The 13,272-nt window shown below is 69.6% G+C and carries 15 protein-coding genes; 7 read left to right on the top strand and 8 right to left on the bottom strand.

Annotated features, from left to right (window positions below):
• The first annotated feature begins 54 nt into the window (after positions 1–54).
• The 3 genes from ACIGO6_RS21005 to ACIGO6_RS20995 all read left to right on the top strand — a co-directional run bounded on the left by ACIGO6_RS21005 (position 55) and on the right by ACIGO6_RS20995 (position 2,837).
• Positions 55–633 (top strand): Dps family protein, encoded by a 579-nt coding sequence (locus ACIGO6_RS21005; RefSeq protein ID WP_399878382.1) that lies wholly within the window; start codon positions 55–57, stop codon positions 631–633.
• Positions 634–1,125: 492 nt separating this feature from the next.
• The gene (locus ACIGO6_RS21000; protein WP_399878380.1) at positions 1,126–2,226 is read left to right on the top strand and encodes an LLM class flavin-dependent oxidoreductase; all 1,101 of its coding nucleotides are present in this window, start codon (positions 1,126–1,128) and stop codon (positions 2,224–2,226) included.
• Entirely contained in the window at positions 2,223–2,837 is a 615-nt protein-coding gene (locus ACIGO6_RS20995) for an FMN reductase (protein WP_399878379.1), read from the top strand. Before ACIGO6_RS21000 ends, ACIGO6_RS20995 begins: the two co-directional genes overlap by 4 nt.
• Positions 2,838–3,122: 285 nt before the next feature.
• On the opposite strand, the gene ACIGO6_RS20990 is transcribed toward ACIGO6_RS20995, so the two are convergent.
• Positions 3,123–3,944 (bottom strand): SDR family NAD(P)-dependent oxidoreductase, encoded by an 822-nt coding sequence (locus ACIGO6_RS20990; protein WP_399878377.1) that lies wholly within the window; start codon positions 3,942–3,944, stop codon positions 3,123–3,125.
• A 116-nt stretch (positions 3,945–4,060) separates the two neighbouring features.
• On the opposite strand from ACIGO6_RS20990, the gene ACIGO6_RS20985 reads away from it, so the two are divergent.
• The 4 genes from ACIGO6_RS20985 (at position 4,061) to ACIGO6_RS20970 (ending at position 6,708) form a co-directional block, all read left to right on the top strand.
• Positions 4,061–4,660: a TetR/AcrR family transcriptional regulator gene (locus ACIGO6_RS20985; protein ID WP_399878375.1), complete on the top strand. Its 600-nt coding sequence runs from the start codon at positions 4,061–4,063 to the stop codon at positions 4,658–4,660.
• A gap of 227 nt (positions 4,661–4,887) precedes the next feature.
• Positions 4,888–5,289, top strand: a complete 402-nt coding sequence (locus ACIGO6_RS20980; protein WP_399878373.1) for a DUF6153 family protein — start codon at positions 4,888–4,890, stop codon at positions 5,287–5,289.
• Positions 5,290–5,413: 124 nt separating this feature from the next.
• Complete coding sequence (locus tag ACIGO6_RS20975; protein ID WP_399878371.1) at positions 5,414–6,088, top strand: DUF305 domain-containing protein; 675 nt, start codon at positions 5,414–5,416, stop codon at positions 6,086–6,088.
• A gap of 116 nt (positions 6,089–6,204) precedes the next feature.
• Positions 6,205–6,708, top strand: a complete 504-nt coding sequence (locus ACIGO6_RS20970) for a DUF4396 domain-containing protein (protein WP_399878370.1) — start codon at positions 6,205–6,207, stop codon at positions 6,706–6,708.
• A gap of 69 nt (positions 6,709–6,777) precedes the next feature.
• On the opposite strand, the gene ACIGO6_RS20965 is transcribed toward ACIGO6_RS20970, so the two are convergent.
• The 7 genes from ACIGO6_RS20965 to ACIGO6_RS20935 all read right to left on the bottom strand — a co-directional run bounded on the left by ACIGO6_RS20965 (position 6,778) and on the right by ACIGO6_RS20935 (position 13,024).
• Entirely contained in the window at positions 6,778–7,188 is a 411-nt protein-coding gene (locus ACIGO6_RS20965) for a four-helix bundle copper-binding protein (protein WP_399878368.1), read from the bottom strand.
• A gap of 125 nt (positions 7,189–7,313) precedes the next feature.
• Positions 7,314–7,604: a heavy-metal-associated domain-containing protein gene (locus ACIGO6_RS20960; protein WP_399878366.1), complete on the bottom strand. Its 291-nt coding sequence runs from the start codon at positions 7,602–7,604 to the stop codon at positions 7,314–7,316.
• A 124-nt stretch (positions 7,605–7,728) separates the two neighbouring features.
• Entirely contained in the window at positions 7,729–8,397 is a 669-nt protein-coding gene (locus tag ACIGO6_RS20955; RefSeq protein WP_399878365.1) for a potassium-transporting ATPase subunit C, read from the bottom strand.
• A 5-nt stretch (positions 8,398–8,402) separates the two neighbouring features.
• Positions 8,403–10,499 carry a potassium-transporting ATPase subunit KdpB gene (gene kdpB, locus ACIGO6_RS20950; protein WP_399878932.1) on the bottom strand — a complete coding sequence of 699 codons (2,097 nt, stop codon included), beginning with the start codon at positions 10,497–10,499 and terminating at the stop codon, positions 8,403–8,405.
• An 89-nt stretch (positions 10,500–10,588) separates the two neighbouring features.
• Entirely contained in the window at positions 10,589–12,253 is a 1,665-nt protein-coding gene (kdpA, locus tag ACIGO6_RS20945; protein WP_399878364.1) for a potassium-transporting ATPase subunit KdpA, read from the bottom strand.
• A 7-nt stretch (positions 12,254–12,260) separates the two neighbouring features.
• Entirely contained in the window at positions 12,261–12,350 is a 90-nt protein-coding gene (kdpF, locus tag ACIGO6_RS20940; RefSeq protein ID WP_037922167.1) for a K(+)-transporting ATPase subunit F, read from the bottom strand.
• A 200-nt stretch (positions 12,351–12,550) separates the two neighbouring features.
• Positions 12,551–13,024 carry a hypothetical protein gene (locus ACIGO6_RS20935; protein WP_399878361.1) on the bottom strand — a complete coding sequence of 158 codons (474 nt, stop codon included), beginning with the start codon at positions 13,022–13,024 and terminating at the stop codon, positions 12,551–12,553.
• Between the last annotated feature and the right edge of the window lie 248 nt (positions 13,025–13,272).

The raw sequence follows: 13,272 nt of genomic DNA, 5'->3' as shown, positions 1-13,272 counted from the left end.
ACCAGGAACCTAACGTCCCCGAGGTACATGCAGCACCACACGCGGGAGACGCGCATGACCATCAACTCGTCCGCCCACCATGGAAGTCAGCCTTGGCTGCATCAGAAGGGGGAGGTGATCCAGGAGTTCGGGACCGTCAAGCAGTTCCCGGTCGCCCTCTCGTACCAGACGCGGATGTACTCCTGCCAACGTCTGAACAAGGTCCTCGCCGACACGCAGATCCTCCACGGCCTCTACAAGAAGCACCACTGGCTGATGCGGGGGGCCACCTTCTACCAGTTGCACCTGGTCCTGGACCAGCACGCGGGGGAACAGCTGGAGATCATCGACGCCCTCGCCGAGCGGGTCCAGTCGCTGGGCGGTGTCGCGGTGGGAGATTCCCGACACGTCGCTGAGATCACGTCGATCCCGAGGCCGCCGAACGGGGCGGAGGAGGTGCCCGCCATGCTCTCCCGTTTGCTGGAGGCACACGAGACGATCCTTGTGGACGCCCATGACGCCGCAGCCCGGGCGGCCGGAAACGGCGACGACGGCACCAACGATCTGCTGGTCTCCCAAGTGATCAGGACCGGTGAGCGACAGGCGTGGTTCCTGGCCGAGCACTTGGTCGACACACCCCTGGTCCGTACCTGACCAGCCAGCCGCGGTTTCGGATCACCGGAGGGGGATCCAGCGCATCCCATACGACGCGCAACCGTCCGCCTGCCTGCTCTGGCAAGCGCGGGCGGTCACTGCTACGACGCGGTGGCCACACAGTGGGACCCACCGTGCAACGAGGCCCGTGCCCCAGAACTGGACACTTCCCGGTTCTGGCGCATCACGCACCGTGTCGCCCCCTAGCGCTGACAAGAGCATGCGTCTCCACCTCTCGCGCGACACTCCGCGCCGCCGGATCGGCCCGGGAGGCCGCCGGCCTCGCGCGAGTGGGCCAGCGCGCGGGCGTGGGCGAGCGGCACGTCGACTGGCGGTCGCAGGCGCCTCCTCGTTGTCGACCCCACGGATCGGAGGTCGAAGCCCGAGCAAGAGCACTGCGAGGCCACTTCCTGTGCACGTAGAGGCATCTCGCAGGCTCTGGGGTCTCATACGTTCGGAAAGTACCCGATCAGTAGGAAGACTGGAGGACCAGTGCAGTTCGGTATTTTCACCGTCGGTGACGTCACCCCGGACCCGACCACGGGACGTACGCCGACCGAGCGTGAGCGCATCAAGGCCATGGTCGCCATCGCGCTGAAGGCGGAGGAGGTCGGGCTCGACGTCTTCGCGACCGGCGAGCACCACAACCCGCCGTTCGTGCCGTCGTCGCCGACCACGATGCTCGGCTACGTCGCGGCGCGCACGGAGCGGCTGGTGCTGTCCACCTCCACGACCCTGATCACCACGAACGACCCGGTGAAGATCGCCGAGGACTTCGCGATGCTCCAGCACCTGGCCGACGGCCGGGTGGACCTGATGATGGGGCGCGGCAACACCGGCCCGGTCTACCCCTGGTTCGGCAAGGACATCCGCGAGGGCATCAACCTCGCCGTGGAGAACTACGCCCTGCTGCACCGCCTGTGGCGCGAGGACGTCGTGAACTGGGAGGGCAAGTTCCGCACCCCCCTCCAGGGCTTCACCTCCACGCCCCGCCCGCTGGACGGCGTCGCGCCGTTCGTCTGGCACGGCTCGATCCGCTCCCCGGAGATCGCCGAGCAGGCCGCGTACTACGGCGACGGCTTCTTCCACAACAACATCTTCTGGCCCGCCGACCACACCAAGCGCATGGTCGAGCTGTACCGCAACCGCTACGCCCACTACGGGCACGGCACCCCCGAGCAGGCGATCGTCGGGCTCGGCGGCCAGGTGTTCATGCGGAGGAACAGCCAGGACGCGGTGCGCGAGTTCCGCCCGTACTTCGACGTCGCGCCGGTCTACGGGCACGGGCCGTCGCTGGAGGACTTCACCGAGCAGACCCCGCTGACGGTCGGCTCGCCGCAGCAGGTGATCGAGAAGACCCTCGCCTTCCGCGACTACGCCGGTGACTACCAGCGCCAGCTCTTCCTGATGGACCACGCCGGACTGCCGCTGAAGACCGTCCTGGAGCAGCTCGACCTGCTCGGCGAGGAGGTCGTGCCGGTGCTGCGCGAGGAGTTCGCCAAGAACCGCCCGGCGAACGTGCCGGACGCCCCCACCCACGCCTCCCTGCTGGCCACCGCAGAAGCAGCCTCCAAGGAGGCGACCGCCGCATGAAGCTGGTCGCTGTGTCCGCGGGATTGAGCACCCCCTCATCCACCCGCTTGCTGGCCGACCGTCTTACAGAGGCGGTCCGCGACGAGGTCGCTGCTCAAGGCCACGAGACGGAGGTGGAGGTCATCGAACTGCGCCTCCTGTCTGGCGCCATCGCCAACAACCTCGTCACCGGGTTTCCCCCACCGCCGCTGGCCGCCGCGATCGGGGCGGTGACCAACGCCCATGGTCTCGTGACTGTGACGCCAGTGTTTTCAGCGTCCTACAGCGGACTGTTCAAGTCCTTCTTCGACCTGATCGACCCAGTTGCCCTCGCAAGCAAGCCGGTCCTCATAGGTGCGACCGGTGGTACGCCCCGGCACTCTCTGGTTCTGGACCATGCCATGCGTCCCCTCCTCTCCTATCTGAAAGCCGTGGTCCTCCCCACCGGTGTATACGCGGCGTCGGAGGACTGGGGATCCGGCAGCGGCGCGCATACGGAAGGTCTGTCCGCCCGCGTACGCAGGGCGGGCCGGGAGATGGCCTCAGTTCTCATCACCAGAGCGACCGATCCCCTCCCCAACGACGACGCCACTCTGGTGGGCAAGCAGTTGTCCGATCTTCGCTTCGACTGAGCACGCTCCCACTGCCACACCCGAAACAGGCAGTCGTGCCGAAGCCTGAGTATGGCCCGACTGCCCGGGGCCCTCCTCACCAAGCTCCGTAGTGCGAACGCCCTGAACGTTTCCAGGCGGGCGGTCGATGACGCCGACGACCGGGCGCTACAGGGGACCCTCGGCCGATCGGCCCGAGGTCGCGTTTCCTCAGGTGTGACAGCAGTCGCACAGGGTGTTTTTTCCTCGCAGATGACCGGTGTGCCACCTCCCGGGCGAGGCCGGCGACTCGGCCGGCGAACCCGATCACCCTGGAGCGATACGGCTCAGGTGCTCCCAGGACCGGTACAGATCCGCTTGGGCTCGGTCCATCTCCAAGACATGATCGAAGGACTGACTGCCGACAATCAGCCGCCGGGGCGGATCCGGCAGTGCGGCCAGCTTCATGATGACCGGGGCGGCGGTGTCCGGCTCCGGGGCGACGGCATCGCCCCACATCGCCTCCATCTCGGTGCGCAGGGGCTGATACTGCGCCAGGGGTTCGGTGTTCGTGGTGCCGGCCGTGAACAAGCCGGTGTTGTAGCCGCCCATCTGCACGATGGTGACCTTGATGCCGAACCCTTCGACCTCCATCGCGAGTGCCTCGCTCACGGAGTCCAGTGCGGCCTTGCCCGCACCGTAGTAGCCGACGGTGGCCATGCCGCCGCCGCTGCCCATCGAGGTGACCTGGAGAAGCCGCCCGCCGCCCTGGGCGCGCAGGTGCGGAAGGACCGCCTGAGCCACCCACACGGCGCCGAAGAAGTTCACGTCCATATGTGCCCGGACCTGCTCCTCCGTGGCCTCCTCCACCATGCCGTAGAGCATCGCGCCCGCATTGTTGACGACGACGTCCAGCCTGCCGAAGGCGGCCACCGCCTGCTCCACCGCGTCGAACACCACCCGGCGGTCGGCGACGTCCAAGGGGAGCGGGACCAGGTGGTCGGGGTACTCCTTGGCCAGTTCATCCAGGGGCCCGACGTTGCGGGCGGCAGCCACCACGCGGTCGCCGCCTGCCAGGGCGGCCTCGGTGAAAGCACGTCCCAGGCCGCGGGATGCGCCGGTGATGAGCCAGACCCTTGCGTCCGTCATGATGCGTCACCCCAGGTAAGTAAAACGAGCCGTCTCGGTTCGTTTTGAGCGTAGGACATCGAGGCGATCATTGCAATACGGTTCGTCTCGTTTCCTTTTGTGAGTAGGCTGGACGCATGTCCCAGGAGAAAGGGCCGGACCACTCCCGGCGCAAGGAACGGTCCCGGCAGGCGATCCTCGCGGCGGCCCGCGCCCTGGTCACCGAAGAGACGTACGAGAAGGTCACCGTCGAGGCCATCGCCGCCCGCGCCGGCGTCGGCAAGCAGACGATCTACCGGCGGTGGCCGTCGAAAAGCGCGGTCGTCGTCGCCGCCCTTCTGGCTCTGAGCGAGGATGCGGACGGGCAGTCGGTCACGCTGCCGGACACCGGCGACCTCAGAGCCGACCTGGGGCTCGTCATGCGCGCCACGGTCGAGGAGTTCGCCGACCCGTCCTTCGACAAGCTGATCCGCGCTCTCAACACCGAAATCGCCAACGACGCCGCACTGGCGGCCGAGTACCGCGAGAAGCTGGCCGGGCCGCTGGACGAGGCGAAGAAGGCACGCCTCGTCAGCGCCCAGAAGGCGGGCCAGCTCGCCCCCGACGCCGACCTCGACCTGGCCCTCGAGATGCTCTACGCGCCGCTCTTCCTGAGGTGGCTGCACCGTAGCGGTCCGCTGACGACCGCGTATGCGGATTCGCTCGTCGACGCGACACTCCGGGCTTTCGGTCCCTGACCAGGAGCGGAGGGGACGAAGCGTCCCGGAGCAGGACGGAAGACCGTGGCTGCGGCTCCCGGGCGTGACCCGGTCCCGACGGGCTGGAACGCACGGTCATGCCCTGGGATCCCAGTCCTCTTGCCTGGTGTGCCCCTGAGCCCTGCCCGGCCGAGGCCGTGCACGCAGGCGCGGGCCGGGACGGCCGGCGAGCGTGCCGGCCCGCGGTGGGTCCGTACGATGGGCGCGTGGCCAGGAGCATCCGATCAAGCAGCCGCCCGGGCGGGCGGTTGCTCGTGCTGCTGGCGCTGACGGTGCTGGCCGGTGTGCTGGGCATGCACGGCCTCGCGCCCGGAGGGGTGCCGGCGCCGCAGTCGGGTGTCGGACACGCGATGGTGACGGACCCGCCGGACGGCGTTCCGCACGCGGGCGGGGGGTGTGCGCACACGGACGGTGGATCGGGTCATCTCGATCACGCCGACGGGACGTGTGCGGCTGCCGGGATCGGGTCGGCGTACACGCCGCCCGCGCTGATCGGCGTCCTGGTGGACGCGTCTGCGACCTCGGCGCCCACTGCGGCGTTCTTGGATCGGCCTCATGACGGCCGGGCCCCGCCCGACCTTTCCGAGCTGCAACTTCTGCGGATATAGAGCGGCCTGCTCGGCATCCCTGTGCCCGGTGTCTCCGGTGGCGGGTGGTGCCGTGCTTCCGCGCGCCCTGACATCCGTTTCCCTCGCGCGCCGCGAACGGCGCGTTTCAAGGAGTTGCACCAACATGATCCGCAAGCGTTCACTCGTCCGCCGTAGTGCCGCCGTTGTCGCCGCGGGTGCGGCAGCGCTCGTCCTGGCCGCCTGTGGCGGGGACGGCGACAGCGACGGCGGCGACAGCTCGGCCGGACACGGCGGCCACAGCGCCACCGCCTCCTCGCCCGCTTCCGCTTCGGCCTCGGCATCGGCCTCGGCCTCGGCATCGGTCTCGCAGGGGCAGCACAATGTCGCCGACGTGGCCTTCGCGAAGGGGATGATCCCCCACCACCGCCAGGCCATCGAGATGGCCGACCTCGCGCCCGGCCGGGCGAAGTCGGCCGAGGTGAAGAAGCTCGCCGCGGACATCAGGAAGGCCCAGGGCCCGGAGATCGAGACGCTCTCCGGATGGCTGACCTCCTGGGGCGAGGACGTGCCCGCCGAGGGTGCGATGGACCACTCGACGCACGACATGGGCGGCATGATGACGGGCGCGGAGATGGCCGCGCTCGAGAAGAGCTCGGGCCAGGCGTTCGACACCGCCTTCATGGAGTTGATGATCAAGCATCACGAGGGCGCGGTCGAGATGGCGAAGACCGAGCAGGCCGACGGCGCCTACGGTCCGGCCACCACGATGGCCGCAGAGATCATCACCTCGCAGAGCACGGAGATCGAGCAGATGAAGCAGCTGCTCGGCAAGGGCTGACCGCATCCCGCGTCGGTTCATCCGAGATACCGGGCGTGGAATACCCCCCTGGGGTATATGGTTCTGGCGGTGGGGCCGTCAGGGTCCTTGCGGGACGTCGCATGGGGAGGAAGGTCATGGACCACAGCGCGCATCACGGCGGTCACGGCGACCACGGAGGCCACGCGCACAGCACGACCGCGCACGGCACGACCTGGGCGATGGCGATGAAGGCCACGCTGCACTGCCTCACCGGGTGCGCCATCGGCGAGATCCTCGGCATGGTCATCGGCACCGCCCTGATGTGGGGCAACGTGCCGACCATGGTGCTCGCGATCAGCCTCGCCTTCGTCTTCGGCTACTCCTTCACCCTCTTCGCGGTGGTGCGCGCCGGAGTGTCCCTGAAGGTGGCGATCAAGGTCGCGCTGGCCGCCGACACCGTCTCCATCGCGGTGATGGAGCTGGTCGACAACGGCATCATCGCGCTGACGCCGGGAGCGATGGACGCGCACCTGTCCGACGGGCTGTTCTGGTACGCGCTGCTCGGCGGCTTCGCCGTGGCCTTCGTGATCACCACGCCGGTCAACAAGTGGATGATCGGCCGCGGCAAGGGCCACGCCGTCGTCCACGCCTATCACTGACCCGAATCAGTAAGAGGCCGGGCGGCCCCCAGGAAGTCCGGGGGCCGCCCGGCCTCGTGCTGCCGCGCCTCAGCCCAGTGCGGCGAGCAGTTCGTTGCACGCCTGCTCGCAGCGTCGGCACGCCTCGGCGCAGACCCGGCAGTGCTCGTGCATGTCCGCATGGGCGGCGCACTCGTCGGCGCACGCCCTGCAGACGGTGGCGCACGCCTGCAGAACGGCCCGGGTGATGTTGGCGTCGTAGCCGGTGTGCCGGGACAGGACCGACGCGGTGGCCTCGCAGACGTCGGCGCAGTCCATGTCGGTGCGGATGCACTTGGTCAGATCACCGACCATGCCCTCCGACAGACAGGCGTCCGCGCACGCGGTACACGCCTGCGCACAGGCGATGCACTCCTCGATGCACCTGGCCATGGCATCCCGGTCCACACCGCCCAGGTCGGCGGGGTACGTACGGAGCATGTCGTTGACGGTCGTGCTCATGGGGCCGCTCCTCTTCTTCTGCCGGCAGGGTGCCCGACAGCGCCCGCTGCCTCGGTGCTGGCCGGGTATCACCGCGCCGCACACCGCAAACGGGCGCCGTCGGCCCCACTACGAGGTCGGCTGCTTCAGGCGGCGCGGCCGGTGAGCTCGTAACCGGCGTCGTCGACGACCTTGGCCAGCAGCGCGTCGTCGGGCTCGTGCGCCGTGGTGACGGAGACCTGGCCGGCCTCGAGGTCGACGTCGACCGCCAGCACACCGTCCAGGGCGCCGATCTCCGTGGTCAGCGTGGCCTTGCAGTGCCCGCAGGTCATCCCGGCGACGTCGTAGACCGTGGTGGCGCCCGCCGTGGGCACGGCCGTGGTCGTGGCGGTGCCGGTGCCGGTGGAGCAGCTGCCGTCAGGGGTGCAGCAGGACATGGGTTCCTCCCAGGAAGACGGTCAGGTACCCCCAGGGGGTACCTCTGGCACCTCTAGATATACCCCCCGTGGGTATCGTTGGCAAACATCACCGACCGGCCCCCACCTCGTCGGCACAGCCCCGTCAGCGCTCGGCCACGAGTTCCCTGAGGGCGATGTTGAGCGGGAGCACGTTCACCCGGGGTTCGCCGATGAAGCCGAGGGTGCGGCTCTCGGTGTGCTCGTCGACGAGCCGCTGGACCCGGGCGACGGGCAGGCCGTTCCTCTCGGCGACCCGGTGGACCTGGAGGTCGGCGTACTGGGGGGAGATGGCCGGGTCCAGGCCGGAGCCGGAGGAGGTGACCGCGTCGGCGGGCACGTCGGAGGGGTCGACGGTGTAGCCGGCCACGGAGTTGTCCTTGACGACGGCCGCCTTGGCGTCCTTCACCCACTGGACGAGCTCCGCGTTGTCGGCGGAGCGGTTGGTGGCGCCGGACAGGATGAGTTCGTACTGCGTGTTGACGCTGTTGGTGCCGAGGCCGTTCTGCGGGCGGCCCTGGAACCACTTCAGGTCCGGCTCCGGGGTCTCCTGGCCCTTCTTCAGCGGCAGGTTGTACGACTGACCGATCAGGGACGAGCCGACGACCCTGCCGTCCGCCTTGATCTCCGAGCCGTTCGCCTTGCCGGGGAAGAGTCCCTGGGCGATGCCGGTGATCACGAGGGGGTAGACGATGCCGGTGACCACGGTCAGGACGAGGAGGGCGCGCAGGCCCGCCCCGAGGAGCCGGGCGGTGTTGGTTACGGAGGTGTTCATGTCCTTCAGCCGATCCCGGGGACGAGCGAGACGAGCAGGTCGATGATCTTGATGCCGACGAACGGGGCGATCAGCCCGCCCAGACCGTAGACGGCGAGGTTGCGGCGGAGCATCCGGTCGGCGCTCACCGGCCGGTACTGCACGCCCTTCAGGGCGAGCGGCACCAGCACGACGATGATCAGGGCGTTGAAGATCACCGCGGACAGGATCGCGGAGTCGGGCGAGGACAGGCCCATGATGTTGAGCTTGTCCAGGCCCGGGTAGACCGCCGCGAACAGCGCCGGGATGATCGCGAAGTACTTGGCGACGTCGTTGGCGATGGAGAACGTCGTCAAGGCGCCGCGGGTGATGAGGAGTTGCTTGCCGATCTCGACGATCTCGATCAGCTTGGTCGGGTTGGAGTCGAGGTCGACCATGTTGCCGGCCTCCTTGGCGGCCGACGTGCCGGTGTTCATCGCCACGCCGACGTCGGCCTGCGCGAGCGCGGGCGCGTCGTTGGTGCCGTCGCCGGTCATCGCTACGAGCTTGCCGCCGGCCTGCTCCCGTTTGATGAGCGCCATCTTGTCCTCGGGCGTCGCCTCCGCGAGGAAGTCGTCGACGCCGGCCTCGTCGGCGATCGCCTTGGCCGTCAGCGGGTTGTCGCCCGTGATCATGACCGTCCTGATGCCCATGCGCCGCAGCTCCTCGAACCGCTCGCGCATCCCCTCCTTGACGACGTCCTTGAGGTGGATGACGCCCAGGACCCGGGCACCGCGCTCGTCCTCGACCGCCACCAGCAGCGGGGTGCCGCCCGCCTCGGAGATGCGGTGGACGGTCGCCTCCGCGTCCGCGGCCACCGTGCCGCCCCGCTCCCGGACCCAGGCGAGGACCGAACCCGCCGCGCCCTTGCGCACCTTGCGGCCGTCCACGTCCACACCGGACATGCGGGTCTGGGCGGTGAACTCGATCCACTGTGCGCCGGCCAGCTCGCCCTGCTGTCGCTCCCGCAGCCCGTACTCCTCCTTCGCGAGGACGACGACGGAGCGGCCCTCGGGCGTCTCGTCGGCCAGCGAGGAGAGCTGGGCGGCGTCCGCCAGCTGCGCCTCGGTGGTGCCGCGCACCGGCACGAAGCCGGCGGCCTGCCGGTTGCCCAGCGTGATCGTGCCCGTCTTGTCCAGCAGCAGCGTGGAGACGTCACCGGCGGCCTCGACGGCGCGGCCCGACATGGCCAGCACGTTGCGCTGCACCAGGCGGTCCATGCCCGCGATGCCGATGGCGGAGAGCAGGGCGCCGATGGTGGTCGGGATCAGGCAGACCAGCAGCGCCACCAGCACCACCATCGTCAGGTGGGTGCCCGCGTAGTCGGCGAGCGGCGGCAGCGTGGCGCAGGCCAGCAGGAAGACGACGGTCAGCGAGGCCAGCAGGATGTTCAGCGCGACCTCGTTGGGCGTCTTCTGCCGGGCCGCGCCCTCGACCAGGTTGATCATCCGGTCGATGAAGGTCTCGCCCGGCTTCGTCGTGATCCTGACGACGATGCGGTCGGAGAGCACCTTCGTGCCTCCGGTGACCGCGGACCGGTCGCCGCCGGACTCGCGGATGACGGGCGCCGACTCCCCGGTGATCGCCGACTCGTCGACCGAGGCGACGCCCTCGACGACGTCCCCGTCGCCGGGGATGACGTCCCCGGCCTCGCAGACCACCAGGTCACCGATGGTCAGCTCGGTGCCGGGGACCACGGTTCCGTCGGCCTTGCGCGCGACGGTGTCGGTCTTGGCCTTGCGCAGGGTGTCGGCCTGGGCCTTGCCGCGGCCCTCGGCGACCGCCTCCGCCAGGTTGGCGAAGAGCACGGTCAGCCAGAGCCAGCCGCTGATCGTCCAGCCGAACCAGTCGCCGGGGTCCTTGAAGGAGAAGACGGTGGTCAGGACGGAGCCGACGAGGACGACGAACATGACCGGTGACTTGACCATGACCCGCGGGTCGAGCTTGCGGAAGGCGTCGGGCAGCGACGTGACCAGTTGCCCGGGGTCGAACAGGCCCGCGCCGACCCGGCCCTGGTCCGGCCGGTGCCCGGTGGGCGTGTCGCCGTGCGGCGCCCGGGTCTGAGGTGGAGTGGCTGTGGACATCGCGTCCTCGTGCTGGTGGGTGGGGATGGGCTGCGTGCCGGCGGCTTGCGTGGGGGTGGGCTGCGCGTGGGTGGGCCGCGTGTCGTACGTCATGCCGCCAGGCCTTCCGCGAGCGGGCCCAGGGCGAGCGCCGGGAAGTAGGTCAGGCCGGTGATGACGAGGACGGCGCCCACCAGCAGGCCGGTGAACAGCGGCTTCTCGGTGCGCAGGGTGCCCGCGGAGGCGGGGACCGGCTTCTGCTCGGCCAGCGAGCCCGCGAGCGCCAGGACGAACACCATCGGCAGGAAGCGACCGAGGAGCATCGCCAGGCCCAGTGTGGTGTTGAACCACTGGGTGTCGGCGTTCAGACCGGCGAAGGCCGAGCCGTTGTTGTTCGACGCGGACGTGTAGGCGTAGAGGATCTCGGAGAAGCCGTGCGCCCCGGTGTTGGTCATCGAGTCGGCCGGGGTGGGCAGGGCCATCGCCGCGGCGGTGAAGACCAGGACCAGCGCCGGGGTGATCAGGATGTAGCAGGCGGCGAACTTGATCTCCCGGGTGCCGATCTTCTTGCCGAGGTACTCCGGGGTGCGGCCGACCATCAGGCCGGCGATGAACACCGCGATGACCGCCATGATCAGCATGCCGTAGAGACCGGAACCGGTACCGCCGGGCGCGATCTCGCCCAGCATCATGCCGAGCATGGTGATGCCGCCGCCGAGCCCGGTGAAGGAGGAGTGGAAGGAGTCCACCGCGCCGGTGGAGGTCAGCGTGGTCGCCACCGCGAAGATCGACGAGCCGCCGACCCCGAAGCGGAGCTCCTTGCCCTCCATCGCCCCGCCCGCGATCTCCAGGGCCGGTCCGTGGTGGGCGAACTCGGTCCACATCATCAGGGCGGTGAAGCCGACCCAGATGCCGGCCATGGTGGCGAGGATCGCGTAGCCCTGGCGGACCGAGCCGACCATGAGGCCGAAGGTCCGGGTCAGGGAGAAGGGGATCAGCAGGATCAGGAAGATCTCGAAGAGGTTGGTGAACGGCGTCGGGTTCTCGAAGGGATGGGCGGAGTTGGCGTTGAAGTACCCGCCGCCGTTGGTGCCCAGCTCCTTGATGGCCTCCTGCGAGGCGACCGCCCCGCCGTTCCACTGCTGCGAGTCCCCCATGAACTGGCCGACCTCATGGATGCCCGAGAAGTTCTGGATCACTCCGCAGGCCACCAGGACCACCGCGCCGACCGCCGCGATCGGCACCAGGACGCGGACGACACCACGGACCAGGTCGGCCCAGAAGTTGCCCAGCTCGCCGGTGCGGGACCGGGCGAACCCGCGTACCAGGGCGACGGCGACCGCGATGCCGACCGCCGCGGAGACGAAGTTCTGTACGGCCAGACCGGCGGTCTGCACCACATGACCCATGGCCTGCTCGCCGTAGTACGACTGCCAGTTGGTGTTGGCCACGAAGGACGCGGCGGTGTTGAACGCCTGGTCCGGGTCGATGGAGACGAAGCCCAGCGAGCCGGGCAGCACGCCCTGGAGCCGCTGGAGCAGGTAGAGGAAGAGGACGCCGACGGCGGAGAAGGCGAGCACGCCGCGCAGGTACGCGGTCCAGCGCATCTGTGTGTCCGGGTCGGCACCGATGGCCCGGTAGATCCACCTCTCGACCCGCAGGTGCTTGGGGGAGGAGTAGACCCGGGCCATGTAGGTGCCGAGGGGTATGTGGGCGAACGCCAGCGCGGCCATGAGCGCGAGCAGCTGGAGCACGCCGGCGAGGACGGGGCTCATGACGTGCTCAGAACCTCTCCGGGTGGATGAGGGCGAGGACGAGGTAGCCCAGCAGGGCGACGGCCACGATCAGGCCGACGATGTTCTCCGCGGTCACAGCTTCGTCACCCCCTTGGCGGCGAGAGCCACGAGCGCGAACACCGCGATCGTGATGACGACGAAGGCCACGTCGGCCATCGCGAGCTCCTAGTGAGGTGCGGACAAGGATCTGACACGACGAGGAAAGCCCCTCCGTGGCCGGATTCGACCTCCGTTGATGGCTTCCTGACGGCGATCCGAACGCCTTTGACGCTTCCCTTACGAGAGCTGACCCACCAGCGACGCCCGCGCCATGAGGGGCTCGGTACGGCACTGCCGCGCGAAGACGACCAGGCGCAGCACCGCGAACCGCGCGACCCCGGCGAGTGCGGAGGCGGACAGGTAGACGGCCTGCTCGAGCAGCGCACCGGGCGCCGCCACCAGCTGGTGCAGGACGACCATCGCCCCGCAGGTCACCGCGTAGGCGGCCGCCGCGGATCCTGCCGACTGCGTGTGCTGGCGCCAGGTCGCGCGCCCGCCCGCGCCGAAGGTGAAGCGGGCGTGCAGTTCGGTGGCGAGCAGCGTGGAGCCCACGGTGATCAGGGCGTTGGCCAGGGCCCAGGGGACCCAGGAGGCGAGGCCCGCCACGGCGAAGCTGGAGGCCAGCCCCACCCCGCCGCCGCAGAGTACGAAGCGGGCGAACGCGGCGAAGGCGGTGGGTGCCGCCTTCTGCCGGCTCTGCGCTGTCCCCATGGTCCGACCCCCCTTGCCCACGCACCGTGTCACTGATGGCGCCATCATGGCACATCGATGGCGCCATTACTAAGCCTTTTTGGCGCCATCCCCGAGCCAACGCAAACGGGGCGGGGGGGGGGGGGGGGGGGGGGGGGCGCCCCGGCCCCCCGGGGGGGGGGGGGGGGGGGTGGGGGGGGGGGGGGGGGGGGGGGGGGGGGCGGGTCGAAGAGGTGTTCCACGGCCGCGGGGGTCAGGCCGGTGGGGGC

It is taken from the genome of Streptomyces sp. NPDC053750 (assembly GCF_044544295.1).
In the GTDB taxonomy this organism is placed as follows: Bacteria; Actinomycetota; Actinomycetes; order Streptomycetales; family Streptomycetaceae; genus Streptomyces.
This window is presented reverse-complemented; position numbering and strand designations above follow the sequence as displayed.

What these genes read in the sequence shown, in the direction of transcription:
- ACIGO6_RS21005 (WP_399878382.1), top strand. Translation starts at nt 55, where the DNA reads ATGACCATCAACTCGTCCGCCCACCATGGAAGTCAGCCTTGGCTGCAT.
- ACIGO6_RS20995 (WP_399878379.1), top strand. Translation starts at nt 2,223, where the DNA reads ATGAAGCTGGTCGCTGTGTCCGCGGGATTGAGCACCCCCTCATCCACC.
- ACIGO6_RS20990 (WP_399878377.1), bottom strand. Translation starts at nt 3,944, where the DNA reads ATGACGGACGCAAGGGTCTGGCTCATCACCGGCGCATCCCGCGGCCTG.
- ACIGO6_RS20985 (WP_399878375.1), top strand. Translation starts at nt 4,061, where the DNA reads ATGTCCCAGGAGAAAGGGCCGGACCACTCCCGGCGCAAGGAACGGTCC.
- ACIGO6_RS20975 (WP_399878371.1), top strand. Translation starts at nt 5,414, where the DNA reads ATGATCCGCAAGCGTTCACTCGTCCGCCGTAGTGCCGCCGTTGTCGCC.
- ACIGO6_RS20970 (WP_399878370.1), top strand. Translation starts at nt 6,205, where the DNA reads ATGGACCACAGCGCGCATCACGGCGGTCACGGCGACCACGGAGGCCAC.
- ACIGO6_RS20965 (WP_399878368.1), bottom strand. Translation starts at nt 7,188, where the DNA reads ATGAGCACGACCGTCAACGACATGCTCCGTACGTACCCCGCCGACCTG.
- ACIGO6_RS20960 (WP_399878366.1), bottom strand. Translation starts at nt 7,604, where the DNA reads ATGTCCTGCTGCACCCCTGACGGCAGCTGCTCCACCGGCACCGGCACC.
- ACIGO6_RS20955 (WP_399878365.1), bottom strand. Translation starts at nt 8,397, where the DNA reads ATGAACACCTCCGTAACCAACACCGCCCGGCTCCTCGGGGCGGGCCTG.
- kdpB (WP_399878932.1), bottom strand. Translation starts at nt 10,499, where the DNA reads ATGTCCACAGCCACTCCACCTCAGACCCGGGCGCCGCACGGCGACACG.
- kdpA (WP_399878364.1), bottom strand. Translation starts at nt 12,253, where the DNA reads ATGAGCCCCGTCCTCGCCGGCGTGCTCCAGCTGCTCGCGCTCATGGCC.
- ACIGO6_RS20935 (WP_399878361.1), bottom strand. Translation starts at nt 13,024, where the DNA reads ATGGGGACAGCGCAGAGCCGGCAGAAGGCGGCACCCACCGCCTTCGCC.